Below are 26,421 nucleotides of genomic sequence, written 5' to 3' on the forward strand. Positions count from 1 at the left end.
CCGCCGTTCCGACGTCACGGCTCAGCGAATCGGCCGGTGCACGTTCTCCCGGGCCGACGGGCCCGGGGTGGCGTCGGCGATCCACGGGCCTTCACCGCTCGGGTCGACGACGCCCTCCTCCAGCCAGGTGTACGTGCCCGCGAGGACTCCGTCGACCACCTTCCGGTCGAGGTCGTCGGTGTTGGACCAGAGCCGGGTGAAGAGCTCCTCGATCCGGATGCGGGACTGGCGGCAGAAGGTGTCGGCGAGCTGGTACGCCTCGCGGCCGTGGTCGCCCTCGGCGCGCAGGTGTTCGGCCCGGACGCAGGCGGCGCTCATCGCGAAGAGTTCCGCGCCGATGTCGACGATCCTGCCGAGGAAGCCCTGCTTGGTCTCCATCCGGCCCTGCCAGCGCGACATGGCGTAGAAGGTGGAGCGGGCCAGTTTGCGGGAGGCTCGTTCGACGTAGCGCAGGTGGCCGGACAGGTCGGCGTGACCGGTCGGGTGGAAGTCCCCGTAGGTGCGCGGGAGCTGTCCCGGTCCGGCGACGAGTTTCGGCAGCCACTTCGCATAGAAGCCGGCCGCGTTCGCACCGGCCCGCGCCTTCGCGGAGAGCGGTTTGTCGGGGTCGATGATGTCGCCCGCGACCTTGAGGTGGGCGTCGACCGCCTCGCGGGCGATCAGCAGGTGCATGATCTCGGTCGAGCCCTCGAAGATGCGGTTGATCCGCATGTCCCGGAGCATCTGCTCGGCGGGAACAGCCCGTTCACCGCGGGCAGCGAGGGAATCCGCGGTCTCGAAGCCCCGCCCGCCGCGGATCTGGACCAGCTCGTCAGCCATGAGGCAGCCCATCTCGGAGCCGTACAGCTTGGCGAGCGCCGCCTCGATCCGGATGTCGTTGCGGTCCTCGTCCGCCATCTGCGAGGAGAGGTCGACCACCGCTTCGAGTGCGAAGGTGGTCGCCGCGATGAAGGAGATCTTGGCGCCGACCGCCTCGTGCCGGGCGACTGGCCGGCCCCACTGCTCACGGACAGCGGACCATTCGCGGGCGATCTTGAGACACCACTTCCCGGAGCCGACGCACATGGCGGGCAGGGAGAGACGGCCGGTGTTGAGGGTGGTCAGGGCGATCTTGAGCCCTGCCCCCTCGGGGCCGATGCGGTTGGCCGCGGGAACCCGCACTCCGTGGAAGCGGGTCACGCCGTTCTCCAGGCCGCGCAGGCCCATGAAGGCGTTGCGGTGCTCCACGGTGATGCCGGGGGCGTCGGCCTCGACCACGAAGGCCGTGATGCCGCCCTTGTGCCCCTCCGACTTCGGCACGCGCGCCATGACGACCAGCAGGTCCGCGACGACCCCGTTGGTGGTCCACAGCTTCACCCCGTCGAGGACGTAGTCGTCCCCGTCCCGTACGGCCGAGGTGGCCAGCCGCGCCGGGTCGGAGCCCACGTCCGGCTCGGTGAGGAGGAACGCCGAGATGTCGGTCCGGGCCAGCCTGGGCAGGAAGGTGTCCTTCTGCTCCTGGCTGCCGAAGATCTTCAGGGGCTGCGGGACCCCGATGGACTGGTGCGCGGAGAGCAGGGCACCGATCGCGGGGCTGGCGGAGCCGACCAGGGCCAGGGCCTTGTTGTAGTAGACCTGGGTCAGCCCCAGGCCGCCGTACTTCACATCGATCTTCATGCCCAGCGCGCCGAGTTCCTTGAGGCCGTTGACCACCTCGTCGGGGATCCTCGCCTCACGCTCGATCAGGGCCCCGTCGATCCGGGTCTCACAGAAGTCGCGCAGCCGGGCGAGGAACTCCTCACCGCGCCGGACGTCCTCGGCCGCGGGCAGCGGATGCGGGTGGATCAAGTCGAGCCGGAAGCGGCCCAGGAAGAGTTCCTTGGCGAAACTGGGTTTGCGCCAGTCCTGCTCGCGCGCCTCCTCGGCCACCTGTCGTGCTTCGCGTTCGGTGACCTTGGGCGGGGGCGGTTGCGCGGACGGACGTTGTGCGGATGGTGCGGACATGAGGAGCTCACCTCGCCGCTTCGTCGGGTGGGTGGTCCCGACAGGTCCGAGGGCGGTCGGGGACCGTCCGCCCTTGCGTGCCTATCGGTTCTACTCGTCCGTATGTACCCGATTCCTGCCACCGTCACCAGCGTTCGGGCGCCGATCGGGTCGGCCGCCACTCCACTGCCCCCTGCGGCGTGCGGCATGCCGGAACTACGGGAAGCCACGGGGCCGGGGCTGTGACACCTGAGTACCCCCGGTCGACCGGCCGGGCGGCGCGGACCGGCGCCGCACGCCGCGCCCTGCCCTCGTCCGGACAGGAGCCTTCGGCCACCCGCGGCCCGCCCGTCGCAGGATGGCGGGACGGCTCGCCCGCGCGGGGTGACCGCGTGCGAACGGCCCGAACCCCCGCACAGTGGGTTCGGGCCGTCCGCCGCCGGCCGCATCGCTGTGCGGGCGGCAGGGGCTTACAGGGCGAGGCCCGTGAGGACCAGGACGCGCTCGTAGGTGTAGTCGTCCATCGCGTAACGGACGCCCTCACGGCCGACGCCGGACTGCTTGGCTCCGCCGTACGGCATCTGGTCGGCGCGGTACGAGGGAACGTCGCCGATGATCACGCCGCCGACCTCCAGTGCGCGGTGGGCGCGGAAGGCGGTCTGCAGGTCGTGGGTGAACACGCCTGCCTGGAGGCCGTACTGCGAGGAGTTCACGGAGGCGAAGGCCTCGGCCTCGCCGTTCACCTTCTGCACCGAGAGGACCGGTCCGAAGACCTCCTCGTGGGCGAGGGTGACCCCGTCGGGGAGTTCGGCAAGGACGGTCGGCGCGTACGTCGCCCCGTCGCGCTTGCCGCCCGCGAGAAGCTGGGCGCCGGCCTGTACGGCCTCGTCGACCCAGGACTCGACGCGCTTGGCGGCGTTCTCGTCGACCAGCGGGCCGACGTCGGTGGTGGCGTCGGACGGGTCGCCGGTCACCTGGGCCTCGACGGCCGCGACGATCTTCGGCAGCAGCCGGTCGTAGACGGCGGCGTCAGCGATGACGCGCTGCACCGAGATGCAGGACTGGCCGCCCTGGTAGTTGGAGAAGGTCGCGATGCGGGTCGCCGCCCAGTCGAGGTCCGCCTCGGAGGCGTAGTCGCCGAGGACGACCGCGGCGCCGTTGCCGCCCAGTTCCAGGGTGCAGTGCTTGCGCGGCACCGAGTCCATGATCGCGTAGCCGACCGGGGCGGACCCGGTGAACGAGATCACGGGCAGCCGCTCGTCCTGGACGAGGGCGGGCATGCGGTCGTTGGGGACCGTCAGCACGGACCAGGAACCGGCGGGCAGATCCGTCTCGGCCAGCAGCTCGCCCAGGATCAGCGACGAGATCGGGGTGGCCGGGGCGGGCTTCAGGATGATCGGGGCGCCGACGGCGATGGCCGGGGCGACCTTGTGGGCGCTCAGGTTCAGCGGGAAGTTGAACGGGGCGATGCCGAGTACCGTGCCGCGCGGGAAGCGGCGGGTCAGGCCGAGACGGCCGGTGCCGCCCGCGTCGGTGTCCAGGCGCTGGGCGTCACCGCTGTTGAAGCGGCGGGCCTCCTCGGAGGCGAAGCGGAACACGGAGACGGCCCGGCCGACCTCACCGCGCGCCCACTTGACCGGCTTGCCGTTCTCGGCGGAGATCACCTGGGCGATCTCCTCGGTGCGCTCCGTCAGGCGCCGGGCCACGTGGTCGAGCGCGGCGGCGCGGACGTGGGCCGGGGTCGCGGCGAACTCGTCGCGCACGGCGTGTGCGGCGGCGACGGCCTCTTCCACCTGGGCCTCGGTGGGCACGCTGACGGTACCGACGAGACGCCCGTCCCAGGAGTTGGTGACGTCGAAGCTTTCCTCGCCGGTGGCCTCTCGGCCGGCCAGCCAGAAGGCGTGGGTGGAGGTCATGGAGGTTCCGGCCCTTCGATGTCGTGGGGTGTTCCGTCCCCACCGTAGGGCCGCACCGTCCGCCGGGCGTTTGTCCGGCATGGAGCACACGCGGGGCGTGGTGCGCCGGTTTGTCGGACGAGTGGCACGGGCCGTGCGGGTGCTACGGCGCCGTCGGGGGGCTGGCGACCTTGAGTGCGAGCCACAGCTCCATCCGGACGTCCGCGTCGTCCAGTGAACGGCCGAGGATCTCCTCCACTCGGCGCATGCGGTAGCGCAGGGTGTGCCGGTGCACACCCAGGTCCGCCGCCGCCGCGTCCCACTGGCCGTGGTGGGAAAGCCACGCCCGCAAGGAGGCCACGAGGTCGCCGCGGCCCTTGGAGTCGTGCTCGTACAGGGCACGGAGCATGCCGTCGGCGAAGGCCCTGACCGCGTCGTCGGCGAGCAGCGGCAGTACGGATCCGGCCGCCAGTTCCTCGTGCTCGACCAGGGTCCTGCCCCGGCGGCGGGCGACCGAGAGGGCCTGTTCGGCCTGTTTGTAAGCGGCCGAGACGGCGATCGGCCCCGCGGGGGCGGAGAGGCCGACGACCACTTCGCCGCCCTCCGCGGACGGTTCGCGTGGGGGCGCGCTCTCCTGGGCCTCGGCATAGGCGGCGCAGGCGGCGACCGCGGCCCCGCCATCGGCCGCCAGCACGACGAGGCGTTCGCCCTCGGGCACCAGCAGCAGCGCTTCCCCCGAGCGGGCGGCTGCGGTCTCCATGGCCTCGGTCAACTGCGCCGTGGTCGAGGGTTCGACGGCCTCCGCGATGAGCAGCCGGAAGGGTGCGTCGAGCAGTCCGCCGTACAGATCCCCGGCGACGCCGCGCGCGTGGTCGGGCTGGCCGGCCAGGAGCATGCGCAGCACCGCGGCGCCGAGCCGCTGTTCGGCGCCCTGGAGGGAGCGGGAGCGGGCCGTGGTGAGGGTGAGCAGGGCGACCGCCGAGTGCACCGCGTAGCGCTCAGCGGTACCGAGCGCCGCCCCGGTGCCCACGGCCAGTGCGCCGCGGACGCGCCGGCCGGTGCCCAGGGACTGCAGCTCGACGCGGTCGTCGGTGTCGCCGACGACGACGCTGGCCGGCGCCGGGCGTTCCCGCAGGCGTTCCACGTCGGGGGTGAGCCGGGCGGCCCGGCGCGACGCCCACTCGGGGGCGGCGGCCACCACCGCGCCGGAAGCGTCGTAGAGCGCGGCCCAGCCGTCGACGTGCGCGGCGAGACGGGTGAGGAGTTCGGCGGGGCCGTCCCCCGCGAGGGCTGCCCTGGTGAGTTCCCGCTGCGCCTCGAAGCCCGCGGTGACGGCCCGGTACTGATCGGCGGCGATCTCCGAGGAGACGGCCTTGGCGATGGCGAGGAACGGGGTGCGGCGCGGCACTTCGAGCAGGGGGAGCCCCGCTTCTTCGGCGGCGTCGACCAGGGGTTGCGGTACGTCGTCGTAGGTGACCCCGACGGCGAAGCCCAGCCCGACGACTCCGGCCCCGGCGAGCCGTCGCACGTACCGCCGCATGATCTCCGGGTTCTCCGCGTCGAGGTTGGTCGCGGTGACCAGGAGCAGCTCACCGCCCTCCATGTAGGGGACGGGGTCGGCCAGCTCACTGGCGTGCGCCCAGCGCACGGGTGTGTCGAGCCGGTCCGCCCCCGCACGCACCGTGAGTTTGAGCGCCGAGTGCTGGACGAGCGAGGCGAGCGTGGGGGGCATGGGACCGGGGACCTTTGGATCGGGGGCCTTGACGGAGGACTCGATTTCGCCGTCCCGTATGAACGGCTCCGGGCGATTCTGCCAGGGTGGCAGAGTCCTCGTCACCGTCGCGCGGCCCCCGGGGCCTCCTCAGCTGCCCAGCCGCACCAGGAGCGGGGGCGCATGGTCGCCGTCGACCGTGGTGAGGGAGAGCACCGCGTGGCCGACGGGCAGCTCGTACGCGAGCCCGGAGGCGGACCACCGTTCCCGTTCGACCTGGCGCACGGTGACCGCGTCCGTGGTGACGGCCTTGCCGGTGGCGAGCTTCCGCAGGGCGTGCAGGGCGCGGGTGAGCGGCTGGTCGGCGAAGACACCGTGCTGAGCGACCTCGCGGACCTCCACCCATTCCTTGCCCCAGGCCTCGGCGAAGCGTTTGCCGTCCCAGGTGGTGACCCCGGGGAAGGCCATGGCACAGCCGACCGCGCCGAGCAGCGCCGTGTGGAGTTCCTCGGGCACGTCGTCCAGGGTTCGCAGTGCGAGGACCGCCCCGGCGTTGACCGAGCGCAGCCGGCGGACGCCCCGGACGGTTTCGGCGGTGACGGTGTGGGTGGCGTCGTCCAGGACGAGGCAGAGGAAGAGCGCACGGTCGGCGCGCGCGGCCGCGACGGCGTTGAACTGGGCGAGGACGAGTCGGGTCAGCACCCTGGACGCCTCGGCATGGGCCCGCTCCGGCAGATCGATGCGCACCCGCAGCGGGTGCTGCTCCAGGGAGCGCAGCGAGAACGGGCGGGCCTCGCTCCCGGTGGCGAAGAACCCGGCGAAGGCCGGCCGGTCGAGCACGGCGATCCGGTCGGCGAGGACGGCGGCGGGGTCACCGGCGCCCCCCGCCTGACGCTGCCGGGCGTCCAGTTCGCGCAGCATCGCGTGGTGACCGGCCGCCTCCAGGGCCTGGCGGAGGGCGCCCAGCGCGGCCGCGGAGCCTTCGAGGAGTTCGCGGAGCTCGGGTACGGGGGGGAAGGTGCCGTGGACGGCGCGGTACGGGCCGAGCAGCTGGCCGAGCGCGGTCGCCGCGCGCCGCGTGTCCAGGGCGGGAAGGTCTCCGGCGAGGCCCTCGGCGAGGGCGGCCGCCGCCTCGTCGGGGTCGGTCGTGCCGCCGTACAGGTCGAAGTCGTACACGGACGCGGGGTCACCGATCCTGACGACGACGTCGTACGCCCCGTCCGGCCCGAGCCGGTCGCCGGCCCCGCCGACGGCGAGCACCGCCGCCTGGCCGGTGAGCGCCCGCAGTGCGAGGGCTTCGACGACGGGCCGCACCACCCGTTCCGTCTTGCCCGATCCGGGCGGTCCGACGAGGAGCAGAGAGGTGCCCAGTGACGCGGGTTCCAGGGCCATCCCCGAGCCGCGCCGGGGGTAGGGGTTGCGCGGGTCGTCGGCGCAGGCGCCGATCCGGACCTGGCCGGTGAGCGGGTCGTGTACGGCGGTGCGCCGGGGCAGGTCCCGGCGGCCGGAGGGGTGGAGGAAGGCCTCGGCGCCCTTGCGCAGCACGGTGTCGGTGAAGGAGGCGCGCAGGTCGGGCCGGGTCCGGGCGGCACCCCAGGCGTGGCGCAGCCGTACGCAGTCGATGTCGTTCAGCCGGTCGGTGTGCACGGCCGCGGTGAGCGCCTCCGCGGCGTCCGCGGCTCCGGCGGCCCGCAGCTCGGGCCAGTGGGCGAGGTCGGTTCCTGCCTGTGCGGGGGCGGTCCGGGGCTGTTGCGGACCGGGTTCGCCGTGTCCCCGAAGGGGCCGGAGCGCCGCTCCCCACTGGCCGGTTCGGGCGAAGGGCCACACGATCGCGGTGCCGATCAGGGCGTACAGCACGACCGAGACGAACAGCGCCACGTACTGGTTGCCACCGCCCTGCATCCAGCTGGTCGGAACGGCGGGCAGGATGATGTCGGCGAGCGGTACCCGCCGGGTCCACACGAGCCATACGACGAGTACGGCGCCGGAGGCCGAGAGCACCAGTCTGGCCCGGTCCAGCCGGGGGCCGGCGAAGTAGCGGAAGACATGGGCCCAGCCGCCGATCCGGGCGGCCCAGAAGCCCAGGCCGAGGACCAGGACCTGGTAGTAGAGCGTGGTGGAGTTGACCACCAGCGCCGGCGCGTCCTCCCTGAGGCCGCCGAAGGACCACCACTCGGGGCCCGTGATGATCTCGATCGGCTTCGACACGTAGGGGACGGCGCGCTCGGTGAGCAGCAGCCACAACAGGAGCCACAGCCCCATCGTCGCCAACGGGCCCACCAGGGAGGGGCGCGGCGGGCGCTCGGCGGGCCGCGGCGCGTGGCCGTACCGCCACACACCCGGCTCGGCCCCGGGGCGCGGCGCGTTCAGCCATTCGGCCGTGTCCGACCGCACCCCGCCCGGCCGGGGCTGCGCGGGGGCGGTCGCGGGCGGCCGCGGGACGGAGGGGGGCGCGCTGGGCGGGGGCACCGTCGGGGGGAACGCGGGCGGGGCAACGGGGGGCGGCCCGGGTGGGGTCGCGGGCGGCGGGCCGGCCGGGTGCGGCACAGAGCTCCCGGGCCGGCCGTCGGGCGGCTGCGCACCCCGCATGCTCCGGGCGCCGTGCGTGCCTTCGTTGTCCATGAACCGTTGCCCCCTGACCAGCCAGGTCCGACCGCTGCACCGGCCAATCTAGTGCGCGCACACGGTGAGTTCAGCAAGGCGCCCGGATAGTGACGGGCCGGGGGCCGGTCGCCCGCCGCACCCCCTCCGTACCGCCTTCTGTCCGTCGCGGACAAGGACACGCGCGCCATCACTCCCGATCGGAGCATGCCGGACCCCCACCCTCGCCCCTAGCCTGCAGAAAGAGAAGCGTCCGAAACACCCCCCAGGAGCCCCGCATGACCGCAATTCCGCAGGAGCGCCGCGTCGTCACTGCCATCCCCGGCCCGAAGTCCGTGGAGCTGCAGGCCCGCCGGCTCGCGGCGGTCGCCGCTGGTGTGGGCTCCACCCTGCCGGTGTTCACCGCCCGCGCGGGCGGGGGGATCATCGAGGACGTGGACGGGAACCGTCTGATCGACTTCGGTTCCGGCATCGCCGTGACGTCCGTCGGCGCCTCCGCCGAGGCCGTCGTGCGCCGCGCCTCCGCCCAGCTCGCCGACTTCACCCACACCTGTTTCATGGTGACGCCGTACGAGGGGTACGTCGAGGTCTGTGAGCAGCTCGCCGAGCTCACCCCGGGGGACCACGCGAAGAAGTCCGCGCTGTTCAACTCCGGCGCCGAGGCCGTCGAGAACGCGGTGAAGATCGCCCGCGCCTACACCAAGCGCACCGCCGTCGTCGTCTTCGACCACGGCTACCACGGCCGTACCAACCTCACGATGGCGCTGACGGCGAAGAACATGCCGTACAAGCAGGGCTTCGGCCCGTTCGCGCCCGAGGTCTACCGGGTGCCGGTGGCGTACGGCTACCGCTGGCCGACCGGTGCCGAGAACGCCGGCGCGGAGGCGTCCGCCCAGGCCATCGACGAGATCACCAAGCAGATCGGCGCGGACAACGTCGCCGCGATCATCATCGAGCCGGTCCTCGGCGAGGGCGGCTTCATCGAACCGGCGAAGGGCTTCCTCCCGGCGATCGCGCAGTTCGCCAAGGACAACGGCATCGTCTTCGTCGCCGACGAGATCCAGTCCGGCTTCTGCCGCACCGGCCAGTGGTTCGCCTGCGAGGACGAGGGCATCGTTCCCGACCTGATCACGACCGCCAAGGGCATCGCGGGCGGCCTTCCCCTCTCCGCCGTGACCGGCCGCGCCGAGATCATGGATGCGGCGCACTCCGGCGGCCTCGGCGGCACGTACGGCGGAAACCCGGTCGCCTGCGCGGGGGCGCTCGGTGCCATCGAGACGATGCGCGAGCTGGACCTGAACGGGAAGGCGAAGCGCATCGAGGAGGTCATGAAGGCGCGGCTCGCCGAGATGCAGGCGAAGCTGCCCAACGGCGGCCTCATCGGTGACATCCGCGGCCGCGGCGCGATGATCGCGATCGAGCTGGTGAAGGCGGGCACGAAGGACCCGAACCCGGAAGTCGCCGCCCAGCTCGCGAAGGCCTGCCACGCCGAGGGCGTCCTCGTCCTCACCTGCGGCACCTACGGAAACGTCCTGCGCTTCCTGCCGCCGCTGGTAATCGGCGAGGACCTGCTCAACGAAGGTCTCGACGTCATCGAGCAGGCATTCGCCGGGGTCTGATCCGTTCGACCCCGGGCGGCAGCGCACTGCCGATTCCTCCAGGGATGCCCGGTGCCTGCGTGAGGGCCTGTGAAGAAGGTGTGCGGGGGCGATGGCGGGATACCGTTCCCGCTGTCGGTCCCCCCATCGCCTGACGTACGGTTTCCGCAGATGAGAGAAACACCCCGCCCGCAGGGGACTGCGGGCGATACCGGGTCGGAGCTTCCCCAGCGCCGTCCTGGTTGTGCCTTCGCGCACGCCACTGGGGCCCCCGGCCCCGGAACTCCTCACCGATCGGGTGGCCGCCCGTCCCACACCCCCCGGGACGCGCGGCGAACCGGTCCCACCGTCCGGCCCGGAACAACCCCCCCTGTTCCGGGCCGGACGGCCCTTTTCTTCTCCGTGGTGTCGGCCCTGGTGGCCCTGCTCGCGCTCACCACCTGGCAGATCGCGGCCGCCGGCCCGCTGCGCCGCCTGGACGAGCGCACCGCACGGGCCCTCGTCGGGCGCGGCCCGGAAGGGCTCACCGAATTCCTCGCCGACCTCGGCAACATGCAGGTCGCCCTCCCGGTCCTCGGCTGCGCGATCCTCTGGACCCTGCTGCGGGGGGAGCGCAGGGCACCCCTCGCCGCCGCCCTGACCATGGCCGCGGTGCCGCTGCTCGTCGTACCGCTCAAGGACGTCATCGCCCGCCCGGGGCCACTGACCCATGCCACCGGCTACTACCCGTCGGGCCACGCCGCGACCGCCGCGGTCGCGTACGGCGCCGCGGCGATCCTGCTCGCCCCGTATGCCGGGCGGGCATGGATGATGCCCGTCGCCGCCGTCCTGCTGACGGTGGCGACGGGCATCGGTCTGGTGCTCCGCGGCTACCACTGGCCGCTCGACGTGGCCGGCAGCTGGTGGCTGTGCGGAGTGCTGCTGGTGGCCCTCGGAGTACTCAGCCGCCGAAGTAGGCGTCGAAGTTCTTCGAGAACTCCCAGTTGTTGAAGCGGTCCCAGTTGACGGACCACGTCATCAGCCCGCGCAGCCCCGACCACGTCCCGTGGGTGGCGTACGAGCCGCAGTCGGTCTTCTTCGTCAGGCAGTTCAGCGCCTTGGTGACCTCGGCCGGTGAGGTGTGTCCGTTGCCGGCCTGGGTGGAGGCCGGCAGGCCGATCGCGATCTGGTCGGGACGGAGCCCGGGGAAGACCTTGGTCTGGTCGCCCGCCACCGGGAAGCCGGTCAGCATCATGTCGGTCATCGCGATGTGGAAGTCGGCACCGCCCATGGAGTGGTACTGGTTGTCCAGGCCCATGATCGAGCCCGAGTTGTAGTCCTGGACGTGCAGCAGTGTGAGGTCGTCGCGCAGGGCGTGGATCACCGGCAGGTAGGCGCCCGCGCGCGGGTCCTGTCCGCCCCACGGCCCGGAGCCGTAGTACTGGTAGCCGAGCTGCACGAAGAAGGTCTCGGGTGCCATCGTGAGGACGAACTTCTCGCCGTACTTGGCCTTGAGGGTCTTCACCGCGGAGATCAGGTTGACGATGACCGGCGTGGTGGGGCTGCGGAAGTCCGTGTCCCCGGTGTTCAACGAGAGGGAATGACCCTCGAAGTCGATGTCCAGGCCGTCCAGCCCGTACTCGTCGATGATCTTGCTGACCGAGGAGACGAAGGTGTCACGGGCGGCGGTGGTGGCGAGCTGCACCTGGCCGTTCTGGCCGCCGATGGAGATCAGCACCTTCTTCCCCGCGGCTTGCTTGGCCTTGATGGCGGCCTTGAACTCTGCCACGGACTCGACGTTGGGGCATTCGGTGACGGGGCACAGCGAGAAGCGGATGTCGCCCGAGGTGACGGAGGTCGGCTCGCCGAAGGCCAGGTCGATGACGTCCCAGGAGTCGGGCACGTCCGCCATCCGGGTGTAGCCGGAGCCGTTGGCGAAGCTGGAGTGCAGATAGCCGACGAGGGCGTGGGCCGGCAGGTCCGAGCTGCTGCCGCCCCCGCCGCCGCCGGCTGCGGTGGTGGCGGAGACGGCGGCGGACTTCGCGGACTCACCGGCCTCGTTGGTGGCGGTGACCTGGAAGCTGTACGCGGTCGAGGCGGTCAGCCCCGTCACGGTCGCGGAGGTGCCGGTGGCGGAGAGCACCTTCGTACCGCCCCGGTAGACGTTGTACCCCGTGGCGCCCGTGGCGGCGGTCCAGGACAGCGGGACCGCGGACGAGGTCGGCGTGCCGGCCCTGAGGCCCGCGGGGACCGCCGGGAGTACGACCGCGGCGCCGCCGGGTCCGACGAGGCTGAGGTCGTCGGCGTAGTAGGCGGGGGTGCCGTACCAGCCGTGCGTGTACACGGTGACCGAGGTGGTCGCCGCGCCCGTCCTGAAGGTGGTGGAGAGCTGCTTCCACTCCCCGGCGGACTGCGTCCACGTCGACACGTCGGTGGTGCCGGTGCCGGCCGCACCCAGGTAGACGTAGCTGCCCTGCACCCAGGCGCTCAGCGTGTACGTGGAGTCCGGCTTGACCGTCACGGTCTGGGAGCACTTGGCGTTGTCGCTGCCGGCCGGGGTCGCCTTCAGCGCGGAGGTGCCGCCGTGTACGGGCGTGCTGACGGCGGCTCCGCTGCCACCCGTACAGTCCCAGCCGCTCAGGCCGGCCTCGAAGTTGCCGTTGCGCGCCAGATCGGCGTCGGCCGCGGCAGCGCTCGGTGCCGTGGCGGCCAGGCCGCCGGCAGCCAGCAGGGCGGCCGAGAAGGCGGCCAGAAGTCCGGTCATGCGGGCGGGGGGTCCCGTGCGTTCCACAACGGCCTCCGTGCAGGGGGGAATTGAGTGTGGCGCACAACCTGGTCCAGACCAATCGACTTGTCAAGACCTCTGGCATCCGCCACCTCTTCCCCGCCGCCGCCCTGCCCCCTACTCCCGGCTTCCCGCCGCGGCCTCGTGCATCGCCAGCTCCAGCAGCGTGGCATCGGTGAGCGTGCCGGATCCGTCCGGGGGAATCAGCCAGCGCACCCCTGCGACGACGGCCCGCCCCGGGTGCGGGACGACGATCCAGGTGCCCCGGCCCGCGCCGCGCACCCCCGTGCCCAGCCAGCGGGCGGCCGTGCCCGGCGGCACGAAGAAGCCCATGCGGGCGTCGCCGAAGTCGGAGAGCACCGGTCCCGGCCGGTCGACGAGCCGGGTGACCACGTCCAGCGTCGGATAACCCAGCACCCCCGGGAGGATCAGCACGTCCCAGCGCCGGCCTGCGGGCAGGAGCGCGATCCGCCGCGGATCGCGCTCCCATTCCCGCCGGCAGGCACCGGGATCCGGTGCCACTGACGCAAGCCACTCGACTGCTGCCTCGACGCCCGTGTCCGTCATGGCCGGCCTCCGTTCCGTTTCGCACCGGCACGAGTTGCCGGTGCATTCACACGGGGAGAGAGCGGACGGGCCGATCCCTTACGCGAGTTCGGCTACCCATCGGTAGTGAGCTGGGTCACGGGGGCGGCGAGATGACTCAGCTGTCGAACCCGAGCCCCACACGGTCCATCGTCCGCAGCCACAGATTGCGGCGGCCTCCGTTGTCGTCCGCCCTGGCCAGCGACCGCTTCGTCAGCTCGATCCCGGCCCACGCGAGGGGCTCCGGCGGGAACGGCATCGGCTTGGTCCGCACCATCTCCAGGGCCGTCCGCTCGGTGGGTCCGCCCGCGAGGAGGTCGAGCATGACATCAGCGCCGAACCGGGTGGCCCCGACGCCGAGTCCGGTGAATCCGGCAGCGTAGGCGACCCGGCCCTGATGGGCCGTGCCGAAGAATGCGGAAAAGCGGGAACAGGTGTCGATCGCACCGCCCCAGGCATGGCTGAACCGCACACCAGCCAATTGCGGAAAACACTCGAAGAACTGCCCGGCGAGTTTCAGGAACGTCTCGGGCCGCTGGTCGAGATCGGCGCTCAGCCTGCCGCCGTACGGATAGATCGCGTCATAGCCGCCCCACAGGATCCGGTTGTCCGCGGAAAGCCGGAAGTAGTGGAACTGATTGGCGCTGTCCCCCAGCCCCTGCCTGTTCTTCCAGCCGATGGCGGTGAGCTGGTCCTCGGTCAGCGGCTCGGTCATCAACGCGTAGTCGTAGACCGGGACGGTGTACGGGCGCACCCGCTTCACGAGCGAGGGGAAGATGTTCGTCCCCAGGGCGACGCGGCGGGCGAGCACCTTGCCGTAGGGCGTGCGGACCGCCATTCCGGTTCCGGTTCGGGCCAGTTCCAGCCCGCGGGTGTGCTCGTAGATGCGCACACCCAGGTCGAGGCAGGCCCGCTTCAGGCCCCAGACCAGCTTGGCCGGATGCAGCATCGCGACACCCCGCCGGTCCCACAGGCCGCCCAGGAAAGTCGGTGAGTCGACTTCTGCGCGCAGGGCGTCCCGGTCGAGGAACTCCACCCCGCCGAAGCCGTTCCGTTCGGCTTCTTGGTGCCATTCCCGCAGCTCATCGAGCTGGTGGGGCTGGGTGGCGACATCGATCTCGCCGGTGCGCTCGAACTCGCAGTCGAGGGAGTAGCGGGCCACGGCCGCCTCGATGGCGTCGAGGTTGCGCGCGCCCAACTCCTCCAGCGTCCTGATCTCGTCGGCCCAGCGCTCCAGTCCGTTGGGCAGACCATGAGTGAGGGAGGCGGCGCAGAAACCACCGTTGCGGCCCGAGGCGGCCCAGCCCGTCTCGTGCCCCTCGATCAGTACGACATCGCGTTCCGGTTCGCGTTCCTTGGCGAGGAGCGCGGTCCACAGTCCGCTGTAGCCGCCGCCGATGACGAGCAGATCGCAGTGCTCGTCGCCGGTGAGGGCGGGGAGTGCCTCCGGCCTGCCGGGGTCGTCCAGCCAGAACGACACCGGCTTCGCGTCGGAGAGTGATCGTGCAGCAGTACGCATGGCAGCTGGGGCCATGGTTTCCAACTCCTTCAGGCATTCAGGGTCGTGCGTTTTTGCGCCGGTTGGCGATCAGCTGCCCGGCGAGAACCACCAGTACCGCGATGACGAACATCGCCGTGCCGATGACGTTGATCTGTACGGGCGTACCGCGCTGCGCCGAGCCCCAGACAAACATGGGGAAGGTGACGGTGGAACCCGCATTGAAATTGGTGATGATGAAATCGTCGAAGGAGAGCGCGAAGGCGAGCAGCGCTCCCGCGGCGATTCCGGGGGCGGCGATCGGCAGGGTCACCCGCAGGAAGGTCTGTACCGGTCCTGCGTACAGGTCTCGGGCCGCCTCCTCCAGCCTCGGGTCCATCGACATGACGCGAGCCTTGACGGCCGTCACGACGAAGCTGAGGCAGAACATGATGTGCGCGATGAGGATCGTCCAGAAGCCGAGCTGCGCGCCCATGTTGAGGAACAGCGTGAGCAGCGACGCGGCCATGACGACCTCGGGCATCGCCATGGGCAGGAAGATCAGCGAGTTGATCGCACCGCGCGCCCGGAACCGGTAGCGGACCAGGGCGAACGCGATCATCGTGCCGAGCACGGTCGCGCCGACCGTGGCCCAGACGGCGATCTGGAGGGAGAGCGAGAGGGAACCGCACATGTCGGCGACGCCGCAGGGGTCCTTCCAGGCGTCCGCCGAGAAGCGCTGCCAGGAGTAGTTGAAGCGCCCGTTGGGCTTGTTGAACGAGAACACCATCACGACGATGTTCGGCAGGATCATGTAGCCGAGGGTCAGCAGACCCGCGATCACGATCAGATGGCGTCGCAGCAGGCGAAGCAGGGGCATCAGACCAGGTCCTCCGTCCCGGAGCGGCGAATGTAGAAGGTGACCGCGATCAGGACGACCGCCATGAGGATGAAGGAGAGCGCGGCCGCCGTCGGATAGTCGAGGACCCGCAGGAACTGGCTCTGGATGACGCTGCCGACCATCTTGGTGTCGGTGGAGCCCAGCAGTTCCGCGTTCACGTAGTCACCGCTGGCCGGGATGAAGGTCAGCAGCGTCCCGGAGACGACACCCGGCATGGAGAGCGGGAACGTCACCTTGCGGAAGGTGGTGGCGGGGGTGGCGTACAGATCCCCGGCGGCTTCGTGCAGCCGGCCGTCGATCCGCTCCAGTGAGGTGTAGAGCGGCAGGATCATGAACGGCAGGAAGTTGTACGTGAGACCGCAGACCACCGCCATCGGCGTGGCCAGCACGCGGTTGTTCTCGGTCCAGCCGAGCCAGCTGGTGACGTCCAGGACGTGCAGCGTGTTCAGTACGTCGACGACCGCGCCGCCGTCCGCGAGGATCGTCTTCCAGGCGAGCGTACGGATCAGGAAGCTGGTGAAGAAGGGTGCGATGACCAGCACCAGCACCAGGTTGCGCCAGCGGCCGGCCTTGAACGCGATGAGGTAGGCGAGCGGGTAGCCGAGGAGCAGACACAGGATCGTGGCAGTGCCCGCGTAGAGCAGCGACCGGATGAACTGCGGGTAGTAGTCCGTCAGCGCGTCCCAGTAGGTCTGGAAGTGCCAGGTGACCTCGAATCCCTTCTCCAGGGATCCCGTCTGCACGGAGGTCGAGGCCTGGTAGACCAGCGGCAGCGCGAAGAAGACGACGAGCCACAGGATGCCGGGGAGCAGCAGCCAGTACGGGACGAGGCGCCTGCGGGTGGACGGTTTGCGCACTTCCGGCTCGGTGGCGGGGGCCGGTGGCGCCTCCTTGGTGAGGCTCACGCCGCGTCCTCCACCGTCTCCACACCGGCGTCGATGTCCTGGGCGGCGTCCAGGCCGAAGGTGTGCGCCGGGTTCCAGTGCAGGACGACCTCGGAACCGGCGGTGAGCCGGGTGTCACGCTCGATGTTCTGCTCGTAGACCTGGAGCGACTTGCCGGCCGGACTCTCCACCACGTACTGCGTGGAGACGCCGATGAAGCTGGAGTCGACGATGCGGCCGGTGACCCGGTTCCGGCCCTGCGCTATCGCGTCCGCGTCGTCGCGGTGCGCGAGGGATATCTTCTCCGGGCGGATACCGAGGAGCAGCCTGCCGCCGTTCACGGTCGGTGCCGGACACCGGTCGGCGGGCAGCCGCAGCTTGCCGCCGCCGGCCGACACGACGAGGTCCGTGCCGGTGGAGACGACTTCGCCCTCGATGAGGTTCGAGGTGCCGAGGAAGTTGGCGACGAACGTGGTCCGCGGGTTCTCGTACAGATCGGCCGGGTCCCCCAGCTGTTCCACCCGGCCGGCGTTCATCACCGCGACGGTGTCGGCCATGGTCATGGCCTCCTCCTGGTCGTGGGTGACGTGGATGAACGTGATGCCGACCTCGGTCTGGATGCGCTTGAGTTCGAGCTGCATCTGGCGGCGCAGCTTGAGGTCGAGGGCGCCGAGCGGTTCGTCGAGGAGCAGCACCTGGGGGTGGTTGATCAGGGCGCGGGCGACGGCGACGCGCTGTTGCTGGCCACCGGAGAGCTGATGGGGCTTGCGCTTCGCGAAGTCTCCGAGCTGGACGAGCTCGAGCATGTCGTCGACCTGCTTCTTGACCGACTTGATGCCGCGTCGGCGCAGACCGAAGGCGACGTTCTCCGTGATGTCGAGGTGCGGGAAGAGCGCATAGCTCTGGAAGACCGTGTTGACGGGCCGCTTGTACGGGGGGAGGCCGGTGATGTCGCGGCCACCGAGCGAGATGGTGCCGGTGGTGGCGTCCTCCAGGCCCGCGATCATCCGCAGGGTGGTGGTCTTGCCGCAGCCGGACGCGCCGAGCAGCGCGAAGAAGGAACCCTGCGGGACGGTGAGATCGAGCGGTCGGACGGCGGCGAAGGAGCCGTACGTCTTGCTGATCCCGGTGAGGCGGACGTCGCCGCCTGTCTGCTGCTGTGTCATGGATCGCAGTCCCAGTGGTGTCAGAGGGAGATCAGGGGAGGGAGGGCGTGGCGGTCAGGCGCCGATGAGCTTGGCGAACTTCTCCTCGTACGCCGTCTCTTCCTCGGCGGTCAGGGAGCGGAAGGCGTGCGACTTCGCGGCCATCGCCCTGTCCGGAAGGATCAGCGTGTTGTCGGCCATCGCCTTGTCGATCCGGGCGAGTTCGTCACGGACCCCGTCGACCGGGCAGACGTAGTTGATGTACGCGGCGAGCTGGGCGGCGACCGGGGGCTCGTAGTAGTAGTCCATGAGCTTCTCGGCGTTGGTCTTGTGCCGCGCCCTGGCGGGAATCAGCATGTTGTCGCTGGAGGTGATGTATCCGGCGGCCGGGATGGCGAACTTGATGTCCGGGTTTCCGGCCTGGAGCTGGATGATGTCGCCGGCCCAGGCGACGCAGGCGGCGATGTCGCCCTTGTCGAGGTCGGCGGTGTAGTCGTTGCCGGTGAAGCGGCGTATCTGGTTCTTGTCGACGCCCTTCTGTATCCGGCCTATCGCGGCGTCGTAGTCCGCGTCGGTGAACTTGCCCGGGTCCTTGCCCATGTCGAGCAGGGTCATGCCGACGGAGTCGCGCATCTCGGAGAGGAAGCCGACCCGGCCCTTGAGCGTGGGGTCGTCGAGCAGCTGCGTGACGGAGTCGACCTTGCGGCCGCCTGTCGCCTTGGAGTTGTACGCGATGACGGTCGGGATGCCGGTCCATGGGTAGGAGTAGGCGCGGCCCGGGTCCCAGTCCGGGGTGCGGAACTGGGGCGAGAGGTTGGCGAAGGCGTGCGGCAGGTTCGCCGGGTCGAGCCTCTGGGCCCAGCCGAGCCGGATGATGCGGGCGGCCAGCCAGTCGGTGACGATGATCAGGTCGCGGCCGGTGTCCTGGCCGGCCGCGAGCTGCGGCTTGATCTTCCCGAAGAACTCGACGTTGTCGTTGATGTCCTCGGTGTACTTGACCTTGATCCCGGTGCGCTCGGTGAACGCTTCCAGGGTGGGCCGGTGCTTCTCGTCCTCGCTGACGTCCATGTACTCGGTCCAGTTGGAGAAGTTGACCTGCTTCTCCTTGGCCGAGTGGTCGTCCGAGGCCGCCGCCGCGTCGCCCTCCCGTTTGGCGGGCGGGATGCCGCACGCGCTCAGGGTCCCCAGACCGCCGATCGCGAGCGCGCCCATGCCTGAGGCGCGCAGCAGCGATCGGCGGGTGAGGGCTCCCCTGCCGTTGGTCAGACTCCGGCGCATCGCGGCCAGCTGGGCCGCCGAGAGGCGCTCGGGCTCGTACTGCTCCATACGCGTTGCCCTTTCGGGTGGGTGTGCGGCCGGAACGGCCGGGTTATCGGTCCCCGAAGATCGTGCGGTGCCAGTCCTTCCGGGCGACCGCGGTGTTGTCGTACATCACGTGCTTGACCTGCGTGTACTCCTCGAAGGAGTACGACGACATGTCCTTGCCGAAGCCGCTGGCCTTGTATCCGCCGTGCGGCATCTCGCTGATGATCGGGATGTGGTCGTTGATCCACACACAGCCCGCCTTGATCTCGCGGGTGGCGCGGTTGGCGCGGTACAGGTCGCGGCTCCAGGCGGAGGCGGCCAGTCCGTAGGGGGTGTCGTTGGCCAGCGCGATGCCCTCGTCGTCGGTGTCGAAGGGCAGCACGACGAGGACCGGGCCGAAGATCTCGGACTGGACGATCTCGCTGTCCTGTGCGGCCCCGGCGACCAGGGTCGGCCGGTAGTAGGCGCCGTCGGCCAGTTCGCCGCCGGGAGCCTCACCACCGGTGACGACCGTGGCGTAGGCGCGGGCGCGCTCGACGAAGCTGGCGACCCGGTCGCGCTGGGCGTGGCTGATCAGCGGGCCGAGGTCGGTCTTCGGGTCGAACGGGTCGCCGACCCGGACGGTCTCCATCAGCGCGGCGACGCCCTGGACGAAGGCGTCGTAGAGCGGGCGCTGGACATAGGCGCGGGTGGCCGCCGTGCAGTCCTGGCCGGTGTTGATGAGGGATCCGGCGACGGCTCCGTTGACCGCGGCCTCCAGGTCGGCGTCGTCGAAGACCACGAAGGGGGCCTTGCCGCCGAGTTCGAGGTGGAGGCGCTTGACGGTGGAGGTGGCGATCTCCGCGACGCGCTTGCCGACCGCGGTGGAGCCGGTGAACGAAGTCATCACGACGTCGGGGTGACCGACGAGGTGTTCGCCCGCGTCCTTTCCGGTGCCGGTGACGATGTTGATCACACCGTCCGGGATGCCCGCCCGGGTGGCCGCCTGCGCGAACATCAGCGAGGTGAGCGGGGTGATCTCGGCGGGCTTGAGCACGATGGTGTTACCGGCGGCGACCGCCGGGAGGATCTTCCAGGCGGCCATCTGGAGCGGGTAGTTCCAGGGGGCGATGGAGCCGATGACCCCGATCGCCTCGCGCCGTACGTACGAGGTGTGGTCGCCGTCGTACTCGGCGGCGGACTTTCCCTCCAGGTGGCGGGCGGCGCCGGCGAAGAAGGAGGTGTTGTCGACCGTCCCGGGGACGTCGAACCCGGTGGAGAGCTTCACCGGCTTGCCGCACTGGAGGGACTCCGCGTACGCGAAGTCGTCCGCCTGCTCGGCGAGGACGGCGGCGAAGCGGTGCATGGCCTCGGACCGCTCGGCCGGGGTGGCTCCGGACCAGCCGGGGAACGCCTCGCGCGCGGCGGCGACGGCCGCGTCCACGTCGGCGGTCCCGGCCAGCTCGTAGGTGTAGACGGTGTCGCCGGTGGCCGGATCCACGACGTCGTGGCTGCGTCCCGATGTGCCGGGCCGCAGTCTTCCGCCGATGTACTGCGCGCCTGCCGCGAAGCGGTCCTGTACCTCGAAACTGTTGCCCATCACGCTCTCCTCCGCCGCTGCCCCGCAGTCCGGGGGCGGCGTAGCTTCTGCTCGATTTGAGTGCCGATCCTGACAGAGGAGACCGAGCCCAACAAGTGATTCCGTTGTTGCCTTTTGGTTACGCGACGGAATCTGTCGACCATGTGTCGCGTCGGTGCGGAATTCCCCGTACGGAGTGTCAGTGGCGGATGACAGACTCGCGTGTCATGGAACACATCGGAGATGTCCGGGATGTCGGTGGGCTCATGGCGCTGGCCGGCGGGGGCGACCGGGGCGGCAGGGCGAAGTACCTGCTGTTCTGGGGGCACCGTCCGCGCCCGGACGGCCGGATCGGTGCGAGCTGCCTCAGTCAGTGGTGGCCGTCGCCGTTCACGGTCGACGGGGTGACGTACGCGTCGGCCGAGCACTGGATGATGGCCGGCAAGGCGAGGCTGTTCGGGGACGCGGAGGCCGCGGAGCGGGCGGTGGCGGCGCAGAGTCCCGCCGAGGCGAAGAAGGTGGGCCGCCTGGTCCGCGATTTCGACGACAGCGTCTGGGAGCGCGAGCGGTACGGGCTGGTGGTGACGGGCAGCGTCCACAAGTTCGGCCAGAGCCCGGAGCTGGGCGGGTTCCTGCTGGGCACGGGCGACCGGGTGCTGGTGGAGGCGAGCCCTCTGGACCGGATCTGGGGCATCGGGCTCGCGGCGGACGATCCGCGTGCGGAGGATCCGGCGGCGTGGCGGGGCCTGAATCTGCTGGGGTTCGCGCTGATGGAGGCGCGGGCCGCGCTCCGGGACGGGACGGGCGGCGCTCCGGGACGGGGCGGCGCGGACGGCATATGAAACGGCCCGCGGGGCGGTGGAAGGTTTCCACCGCCCCGCGGGCCGTCTGCGCAGACACCGGGCAGCAGGCCCGTCCGTGCCACCCGGCGCCCGGGCCCCGTCCGGTGGTCAGCACCGGTCGGCGTCCTGCGCCGGAGGGCTTGCGGCCTCCGCTTCCCTACTGGTGCGCCGCGTCGAGGACGAGCGACGTCCCCTCGTAGATCGAACCGCTGTCGGAGTCGAGGTCGTCGTTGGTGACGGCCCAGATGAAGAACCCTAGGAACGCCGCACTGACGACGATGCCGATCGAGCCGAGGATGATCCCCGCCAGGGCCACGCCGCCGTTGTTGGCCTCACCCTTGGTGACCCGGCCCCGGCCTATCAGACCGAAGATCAGCGCGAGGACACCGAGGATGATGCCGAGGCCGTACATGCAGAAACCGGCCACGGAGATGATGCCGAGCACCAGGGAGGCGATGCCCATCCCGTTCGCGGGGCCGGGCCCGCCCCACGCGTTCTGGCCGTACCCGGGATACCCCGGGTAGTCGCCGTACTGCGGAACCGGCGGCGCCGGGTATCCGTACTGCGGCTGCGGTGGGGCGGGGTAGCCGTACTGCCCCACGGGCGGCGGGGTCGGCTGCCCCGGTCCGTTCGGTCCGACCGGCGGTGGCGGCACCGATCCAGGGTCCTGCCAGGCGCCGGGGCCGGCCGGCTGTCCCTGGTCAGGTGGGCCGAAGCCGGCTGCGGGTATCGGCCCCGTCCCGGCGTTCGGCATCGAGGTGACGGTCTGCTGGTCGTGCACGGCCGGCGGGCGGGGCTCCCCGGTGGCGCCGTCCGACGGCAGGCGGGGGTCCCCGGTGTTCTTCTCCAACGGCACCCTGTTCTCCGGTGGAGCCCACGGATCGCGCGGCGCGGACCCCTCCGCGGGGCGTTCTGAGCTGTCTGACATGGGCCTCCCCCATCGTGATGCCCGTCATGCTACGGGCCGTTGCCGTCCTACGATGACCCCCGTCCCCTGCCCGGTCCCCACGACGTACCGGGCACCGCGCCACCACCGCCCCCGGAGGATCCGATGACCGATCTGCACCCCTTCATCGCGGGGCTGCCCAAGGCCGAGCTCCACGTCCACCATGTCGGCTCGGCCTCGCCCCGCATCGTCGCCGAACTGGCGGCTCACCACCCCGACTCCAAGGTCCCCACCGCCCCCGAGGCACTGGCCGACTACTTCTCCTTCACCGACTTCGGCCACTTCATCGATGTGTACCTCTCGGTCGTGGACCTGATCCGCACCCCGGAGGACGTCCGGCTGCTGACGTTCGAGGTCGCCCGCGACATGGCGCGGCAGAACATCCGTTACGCGGAGCTGACCGTCACCCCCTTCTCCTCCACCCGCCGCGGCATCCCGGAGCAGGCCTTCATGGAAGCCATCGAGGACGCCCGCAAGGCCGCCGAGTCCGAGCTCGGGGTCGTGTTGCGCTGGTGCTTCGACATTCCGGGCGAGGCCGGGCTGGAGGCCGCGGAGGAGACCACCCGCCTCGCCGTGGACCTGCGGCCGGAAGGGCTCGTCTCGTTCGGTCTCGGTGGCCCGGAGATCGGAGTGGACCGCCCCCAGTTCAAGCCCTACTTCGACCGGGCGATCGCCGAGGGCCTGCACTCCGTGCCGCACGCCGGGGAGACCACAGGACCGCAGACCGTCTGGGACGCGCTGACCTCGTTGCGCGCCGAGCGCATCGGCCACGGCACCAGTTCCGTGCGCGACCCGAAGCTGCTGGCCCATCTCGCCGAGCACCGCATCGCGCTGGAGGTGTGCCCCACCTCCAACATCGCGACCCGCGCGGTCGCGGACATAGAGCAGCACCCGGTCAGGGAGATGGTGGAGGCCGGGGTGCTGGTCACCATCAACAGCGACGACCCGCCCATGTTCGGTACCGACCTCAACAGCGAGTACGGGGTGGCAGCCCGCCTCCTGGGGCTCGACGAGCGGGGTCTCGCCGCGCTCGCGAAGAACGCCGTCGAGGCGTCCTTCCTCGACGCGGCCGGCAAGCGCACGCTGTCCGCCGAGATCGACACGTACACGACGGACTGGCTGGAGCGCACCGGCCGATGAGCCCCCGGCGGTGACAATGTCCCCATGGCCACCCCTGTCACCCCTGTCGCCCCCGTCACCGCCGTAGCGCACCGCGGTGATCCGTACCGCGTCCGCGAGAACACCCTCGCCTCAATCCGCTCCGCCCTCGACCGGGGGGCGGATGCGGTCGAGATCGACGTCCGGGTGACCCGCGACGGTGTGCCGGTCCTGCTGCACGACGCCACGCTGGAGCGGCTGTGGGGTCATGACGTGCGGCTGGACCGGCTCACCCATCAGGAGCTGACCGAGCTGACGGCGGGTGCGGTGCCGACCCTGCGCGAGGCCCTGCTCGTCGCCGGGGCACACCGTCTCATGCTCGACCTGCCCGGCTCCACCGACACATCCGTACGAACGACCGTCGGCGTGGTCCGTGAGTGCGGGGCCGGTGAGCGCGCCTACTACTGCGCGGGGCCCGAGGCGATGCTGCGGGTGCGGGCCGCCGACCCGGCCGCCGAGATCGCGATGACGTGGACGACGCTCGCGCCGCCCCGGGCGGCACTGCTGGAGGCGGTGCGGCCGCGCTGGCTGAACTACCGGTTCGGTCTGGTGAGCCGGGAGCTGACGGACCGCAACCACCGGGACGGGCTGCTGGTGTCGGCGTGGACGGCGGACACCGGCCGCACCATGCGCAGGCTGATCCGGCAGGGCGTGGACTCCATCACCACCAACCGGATCGACGTCCTGCACAAGGTGATCCTCAACTCCGCTATGGGCCAGGGATCTTGACCGGTCCGGCATCATGTACGGGACCTCATCGTCCTGATGCCAGGCCGGCGCCAAGGAGTCAGCAGTGACCGCCCCCCGCAGCAATTCGCTTTCCGCCCGCGTCCGTTCCGACGTCGCCCACAACGCCCGGGTCTGGAACTACTGGCTCGGCGGCCAGGACCACTTCCCGGTGGACCGGGCGGTCGGTGACCAGGTCACCGGCATGTATCCGAGAATCGGCGAAGTGGCGCGGGCGGACCGGGCGTTCCTCGGGCGGGCGGTGCGGTATCTGGCCGGCGACGCGGGCATCGGCCAGTTCCTGGACATCGGCACCGGCCTGCCGACGGCGGACAACACCCATGAGGTGGCCCAGCACACCGCGCCCGACGCCCGTGTCGTGTACGTCGACAACGACCCGATCGTCCTGGCCCACGCCCGCTCGTTGCTCACCAGTTCGCCGGAGGGCGCGACCGAGTACATCGACGCGGACGCCCGTCACCCGGACCGGATCCTGCGGGCGGCGCAGCCCACGCTCGACCTGGAGCGCCCGGTCGCGGTCATGCTGCTGGGCATGCTGAACTTCGTCCTGGACACGGACGAGGCGCTGCGGATCGTCGGGCAGCTGATGGCCGCGGTGCCGTCCGGCAGCTATCTGGTGCTCACCCACCCCACGCTGGAGCTGGGCGGTGAGGGCAACGAGGCCGCGATGCGGTTCTGGAACGAGAACGCCACTCCCCCGATCACCGCCCGTGGCCGTTTCGAGTTCGCCGCGTTCCTGGACGGGCTGGACATCCTCGATCCGGGCATCGTCTCGTGCGCGCGCTGGCGTCCCGGGCCCGGCCCGGCCGGGGCCGAGGTCGCCCAGTTCGGTGCGGTGGCACGGAAGCCGTGAGGGCGCCGAGGCGGTCTGCGTCGGGCGGGTGACTCAGGCCGCCCCAGCGGCGTCCTGGGCAGGCACCGGCTCCGGCGTCCGTTCCATCGCCGCCAGTCGCTTGATCTTGCGGTGCCCGTTCACAAGCCGACGATGGAGTTCCACTTCTTGGCGAACTCGGTGCGCTCCTCCGAGGTGATGTCGCGGGCGATCGCCAGGCGTTCGCGCATGGCGTCGTCGGGGAAGATCAGCGGGTCCTCGGCCAGCGCGGCGGTCTCCTCGTCCTTGGAGGAGGCCAGGACGTCCCTGGCGGCGGGGACGGGGCAGACGTAGTTGACCCAGGTGGCGAGCTCGGCGGCGACCTCGGGCTCGTAGTAGTAGTCGACGAGCTCCTCTGCATTGCGCTTGTGGCGGGCGAGGTTGGGGATCATGAGTGACTCCGCCCAGAGCTCGGCCCCTTCCTCGGGTACCACGAACTCGATGTCGGGGTTGTCCGCCTGGAGCTGGATGACGTCGCCGGAGTACGCCTGACAGGCGAGCACGTCTCCGGTGGAGAGGTCCTTGATGTAGTCGTTGCCGGTGAAGCGGCGGATGTGCCTGCTCCTCACCAGCTTCTCCACCTGGTCGCAGATGTCGTGGAAGTCGTCCCGCTTCCAGCGGGTGATGTCGACGCCATTGCCCTGCATCAGCAGGGCGAACGACTCGTCGAGCCCGGACAGCAGGGTCACCTTGCCACGCAGGTCAGCCGCCCACAGGTCGCTGGTGTGCTTGATCTCCCGGCCGAGCCTCTTCTTGTTGTAAGCGATGCCGGTGATGCCGGACTGCCAGGGCACGCTGTGCGTCCGCCCCTCGTCGAAGGCGGGCGAGCGCAGTTGCGGGTCGAGATACCTGGCCACGTTGGGCTGCTTCGCCCGGTCCATCTCCTGGACCCAGCCGAGCCGGACGAAGCGCGCGGCCATCCAGTCGCTGATGACGATCAGGTCGCGGCCGGTCTGCTGGTGGTTCATCAGGGCGGGGCTGATCTTGCCGAAGAACTCGTCGTTGTCGTTGATCTCCTCCGTGTACGTGACGGAGATCCCGGTCCGCTTGCCGAACGCGTCGAGGGTGGGCCGCCTCGACTCGTTCGCGTCGTCCGTGTCGATGTAGAGCGGCCAGTTGGCGAAGTGCAGTGTGTGATCGCCGGCGGAGTCATCGCGTCCGGCACGGTCGCCCGGCTCCACATAGGCGGCGGGGACTCCGCAGCCGGCCAGCGCGACGCCGGCCGCTCCCGCCCCGAAGGCGCTGAGCAGGGACCGGCGGGACATGGGGTGGTTCGGGATCGCTCGCACCCGCGAAGGATGCCGGGCGGCCGGTGCGGCGGGCAATGGACCAACCGTCCAGCGGTGCCGTCCCCTTGCGCACACCCTGTCGAGGAGGGACGCCGGGGGCAGGGCGCCGGCTCCGGGCGGGCGGGCCGGCCGGGGACACGCGGACACGAGACAGGGGGCGGCCGTGCCGGCATTCGACATGG

Annotated in this window: 20 protein-coding genes; 6 read left to right on the forward strand and 14 right to left on the reverse strand. The window is 70.9% G+C overall.

The window, feature by feature from the left end; translation table 11 throughout:
• Positions 1-21: 21 nt before the first annotated feature.
• The 4 genes from OG538_RS09235 to OG538_RS09250 form a co-directional block, all read right to left on the reverse strand.
• Complete coding sequence (locus OG538_RS09235; RefSeq protein WP_406091960.1) at positions 22-1,983, reverse strand: acyl-CoA dehydrogenase family protein; 1,962 nt, start codon at positions 1,981-1,983, stop codon at positions 22-24.
• 449 nt (positions 1,984-2,432) lie between these two features.
• Entirely contained in the window at positions 2,433-3,878 is a 1,446-nt protein-coding gene (locus OG538_RS09240) for an aldehyde dehydrogenase family protein (protein WP_406091962.1), read from the reverse strand.
• 142 nt (positions 3,879-4,020) lie between these two features.
• Positions 4,021-5,589 carry a PucR family transcriptional regulator gene (locus OG538_RS09245; RefSeq protein WP_406091964.1) on the reverse strand — a complete coding sequence of 523 codons (1,569 nt, stop codon included), beginning with the start codon at positions 5,587-5,589 and terminating at the stop codon, positions 4,021-4,023.
• 129 nt (positions 5,590-5,718) lie between these two features.
• Positions 5,719-8,190, reverse strand: coding sequence for an ATP/GTP-binding protein (locus OG538_RS09250; RefSeq protein ID WP_406091966.1), 2,472 nt, complete (start codon positions 8,188-8,190; stop codon positions 5,719-5,721).
• 257 nt (positions 8,191-8,447) lie between these two features.
• Here OG538_RS09250 and gabT point away from each other — a divergent pair, with 257 nt between their 5' ends.
• Positions 8,448-9,788, forward strand: a complete 1,341-nt coding sequence (gene gabT / locus OG538_RS09255; protein WP_406091968.1) for a 4-aminobutyrate--2-oxoglutarate transaminase — start codon at positions 8,448-8,450, stop codon at positions 9,786-9,788.
• 150 nt (positions 9,789-9,938) lie between these two features.
• Positions 9,939-10,757, forward strand: a complete 819-nt coding sequence (locus OG538_RS09260) for a phosphatase PAP2 family protein (RefSeq protein WP_406091970.1) — start codon at positions 9,939-9,941, stop codon at positions 10,755-10,757.
• On the opposite strand, the gene OG538_RS09265 is transcribed toward OG538_RS09260, so the two are convergent.
• The 8 genes from OG538_RS09265 to OG538_RS09300 form a co-directional block, all read right to left on the reverse strand.
• A complete protein-coding gene (locus tag OG538_RS09265; RefSeq protein WP_406091972.1) occupies positions 10,708-12,537 on the reverse strand; it encodes a chitinase in 1,830 nt (609 codons plus the stop codon). The two genes, OG538_RS09260 and OG538_RS09265, sit on opposite strands and share 50 nt — an antisense overlap.
• A 111-nt stretch (positions 12,538-12,648) precedes the next feature.
• Positions 12,649-13,098 carry a hypothetical protein gene (locus OG538_RS09270; protein WP_406091974.1) on the reverse strand — a complete coding sequence of 150 codons (450 nt, stop codon included), beginning with the start codon at positions 13,096-13,098 and terminating at the stop codon, positions 12,649-12,651.
• 136 nt (positions 13,099-13,234) lie between these two features.
• Entirely contained in the window at positions 13,235-14,650 is a 1,416-nt protein-coding gene (locus tag OG538_RS09275) for an NAD(P)/FAD-dependent oxidoreductase (protein WP_406091976.1), read from the reverse strand.
• A 22-nt stretch (positions 14,651-14,672) separates the two neighbouring features.
• Positions 14,673-15,473 carry an ABC transporter permease gene (locus OG538_RS09280; RefSeq protein WP_406091978.1) on the reverse strand — a complete coding sequence of 267 codons (801 nt, stop codon included), beginning with the start codon at positions 15,471-15,473 and terminating at the stop codon, positions 14,673-14,675.
• Complete coding sequence (locus tag OG538_RS09285; RefSeq protein ID WP_406091980.1) at positions 15,473-16,399, reverse strand: ABC transporter permease; 927 nt, start codon at positions 16,397-16,399, stop codon at positions 15,473-15,475. Before OG538_RS09285 ends, OG538_RS09280 begins: the two co-directional genes overlap by 1 nt.
• On the reverse strand, positions 16,396-17,544 hold the full coding sequence (locus tag OG538_RS09290; RefSeq protein ID WP_406091982.1) for an ABC transporter ATP-binding protein: 1,149 nt from the start codon (positions 17,542-17,544) through the stop codon (positions 16,396-16,398). The genes OG538_RS09285 and OG538_RS09290 overlap by 4 nt, the downstream gene beginning before the upstream one ends.
• Before the next feature lie 54 nt (positions 17,545-17,598).
• Positions 17,599-18,849, reverse strand: a complete 1,251-nt coding sequence (locus OG538_RS09295; RefSeq protein WP_406091984.1) for a spermidine/putrescine ABC transporter substrate-binding protein — start codon at positions 18,847-18,849, stop codon at positions 17,599-17,601.
• Positions 18,850-18,892: 43 nt separating this feature from the next.
• Positions 18,893-20,407, reverse strand: a complete 1,515-nt coding sequence (locus tag OG538_RS09300) for a gamma-aminobutyraldehyde dehydrogenase (RefSeq protein ID WP_406091986.1) — start codon at positions 20,405-20,407, stop codon at positions 18,893-18,895.
• A 245-nt stretch (positions 20,408-20,652) separates the two neighbouring features.
• On the opposite strand from OG538_RS09300, the gene OG538_RS09305 reads away from it, so the two are divergent.
• Complete coding sequence (locus OG538_RS09305) at positions 20,653-21,228, forward strand: NADAR family protein (RefSeq protein ID WP_406100035.1); 576 nt, start codon at positions 20,653-20,655, stop codon at positions 21,226-21,228.
• Positions 21,229-21,385: 157 nt separating this feature from the next.
• Here OG538_RS09305 and OG538_RS09310 read toward each other — a convergent pair whose 3' ends face one another.
• Positions 21,386-22,156, reverse strand: a complete 771-nt coding sequence (locus tag OG538_RS09310; RefSeq protein WP_406091988.1) for a DUF4190 domain-containing protein — start codon at positions 22,154-22,156, stop codon at positions 21,386-21,388.
• 123 nt (positions 22,157-22,279) lie between these two features.
• On the opposite strand from OG538_RS09310, the gene OG538_RS09315 reads away from it, so the two are divergent.
• The 3 genes from OG538_RS09315 (at position 22,280) to OG538_RS09325 (ending at position 24,932) form a co-directional block, all read left to right on the forward strand.
• Entirely contained in the window at positions 22,280-23,314 is a 1,035-nt protein-coding gene (locus OG538_RS09315; RefSeq protein WP_406091990.1) for an adenosine deaminase, read from the forward strand.
• Between the two features lie 24 nt (positions 23,315-23,338).
• A complete protein-coding gene (locus tag OG538_RS09320; protein WP_406091992.1) occupies positions 23,339-24,061 on the forward strand; it encodes a glycerophosphodiester phosphodiesterase in 723 nt (240 codons plus the stop codon).
• Between the two features lie 64 nt (positions 24,062-24,125).
• Positions 24,126-24,932, forward strand: coding sequence for an SAM-dependent methyltransferase (locus OG538_RS09325; protein WP_406091994.1), 807 nt, complete (start codon positions 24,126-24,128; stop codon positions 24,930-24,932).
• A 119-nt stretch (positions 24,933-25,051) separates the two neighbouring features.
• Here OG538_RS09325 and OG538_RS09330 read toward each other — a convergent pair whose 3' ends face one another.
• Positions 25,052-26,215: a spermidine/putrescine ABC transporter substrate-binding protein gene (locus OG538_RS09330; RefSeq protein WP_406100036.1), complete on the reverse strand. Its 1,164-nt coding sequence runs from the start codon at positions 26,213-26,215 to the stop codon at positions 25,052-25,054.
• Positions 26,216-26,421 lie beyond the last annotated feature (206 nt).

Source organism: Streptomyces sp. NBC_01013 (genome assembly GCF_045162765.1).
GTDB lineage: Bacteria > Actinomycetota > Actinomycetes > Streptomycetales > Streptomycetaceae > Streptomyces.

Excerpts from the sequence above, each read along its gene's own strand:
- OG538_RS09310 (WP_406091988.1), bottom strand. The coding sequence starts at position 22,156 with ATGTCAGACAGCTCAGAACGCCCCGCGGAGGGGTCCGCGCCGCGCGAT.
- gabT (WP_406091968.1), top strand. The coding sequence starts at position 8,448 with ATGACCGCAATTCCGCAGGAGCGCCGCGTCGTCACTGCCATCCCCGGC.
- OG538_RS09305 (WP_406100035.1), top strand. The coding sequence starts at position 20,653 with ATGGCGCTGGCCGGCGGGGGCGACCGGGGCGGCAGGGCGAAGTACCTG.
- OG538_RS09330 (WP_406100036.1), bottom strand. The coding sequence starts at position 26,215 with ATGTCCCGCCGGTCCCTGCTCAGCGCCTTCGGGGCGGGAGCGGCCGGC.
- OG538_RS09235 (WP_406091960.1), bottom strand. The coding sequence starts at position 1,983 with ATGTCCGCACCATCCGCACAACGTCCGTCCGCGCAACCGCCCCCGCCC.
- OG538_RS09245 (WP_406091964.1), bottom strand. The coding sequence starts at position 5,589 with ATGCCCCCCACGCTCGCCTCGCTCGTCCAGCACTCGGCGCTCAAACTC.
- OG538_RS09280 (WP_406091978.1), bottom strand. The coding sequence starts at position 15,473 with ATGCCCCTGCTTCGCCTGCTGCGACGCCATCTGATCGTGATCGCGGGT.
- OG538_RS09300 (WP_406091986.1), bottom strand. The coding sequence starts at position 20,407 with ATGGGCAACAGTTTCGAGGTACAGGACCGCTTCGCGGCAGGCGCGCAG.
- OG538_RS09295 (WP_406091984.1), bottom strand. The coding sequence starts at position 18,849 with ATGGAGCAGTACGAGCCCGAGCGCCTCTCGGCGGCCCAGCTGGCCGCG.
- OG538_RS09275 (WP_406091976.1), bottom strand. The coding sequence starts at position 14,650 with ATGGCCCCAGCTGCCATGCGTACTGCTGCACGATCACTCTCCGACGCG.
- OG538_RS09320 (WP_406091992.1), top strand. The coding sequence starts at position 23,339 with ATGGCCACCCCTGTCACCCCTGTCGCCCCCGTCACCGCCGTAGCGCAC.
- OG538_RS09240 (WP_406091962.1), bottom strand. The coding sequence starts at position 3,878 with ATGACCTCCACCCACGCCTTCTGGCTGGCCGGCCGAGAGGCCACCGGC.
- OG538_RS09260 (WP_406091970.1), top strand. The coding sequence starts at position 9,939 with ATGAGAGAAACACCCCGCCCGCAGGGGACTGCGGGCGATACCGGGTCG.
- OG538_RS09270 (WP_406091974.1), bottom strand. The coding sequence starts at position 13,098 with ATGACGGACACGGGCGTCGAGGCAGCAGTCGAGTGGCTTGCGTCAGTG.
- OG538_RS09315 (WP_406091990.1), top strand. The coding sequence starts at position 22,280 with ATGACCGATCTGCACCCCTTCATCGCGGGGCTGCCCAAGGCCGAGCTC.
- OG538_RS09250 (WP_406091966.1), bottom strand. The coding sequence starts at position 8,190 with ATGGACAACGAAGGCACGCACGGCGCCCGGAGCATGCGGGGTGCGCAG.
- OG538_RS09290 (WP_406091982.1), bottom strand. The coding sequence starts at position 17,544 with ATGACACAGCAGCAGACAGGCGGCGACGTCCGCCTCACCGGGATCAGC.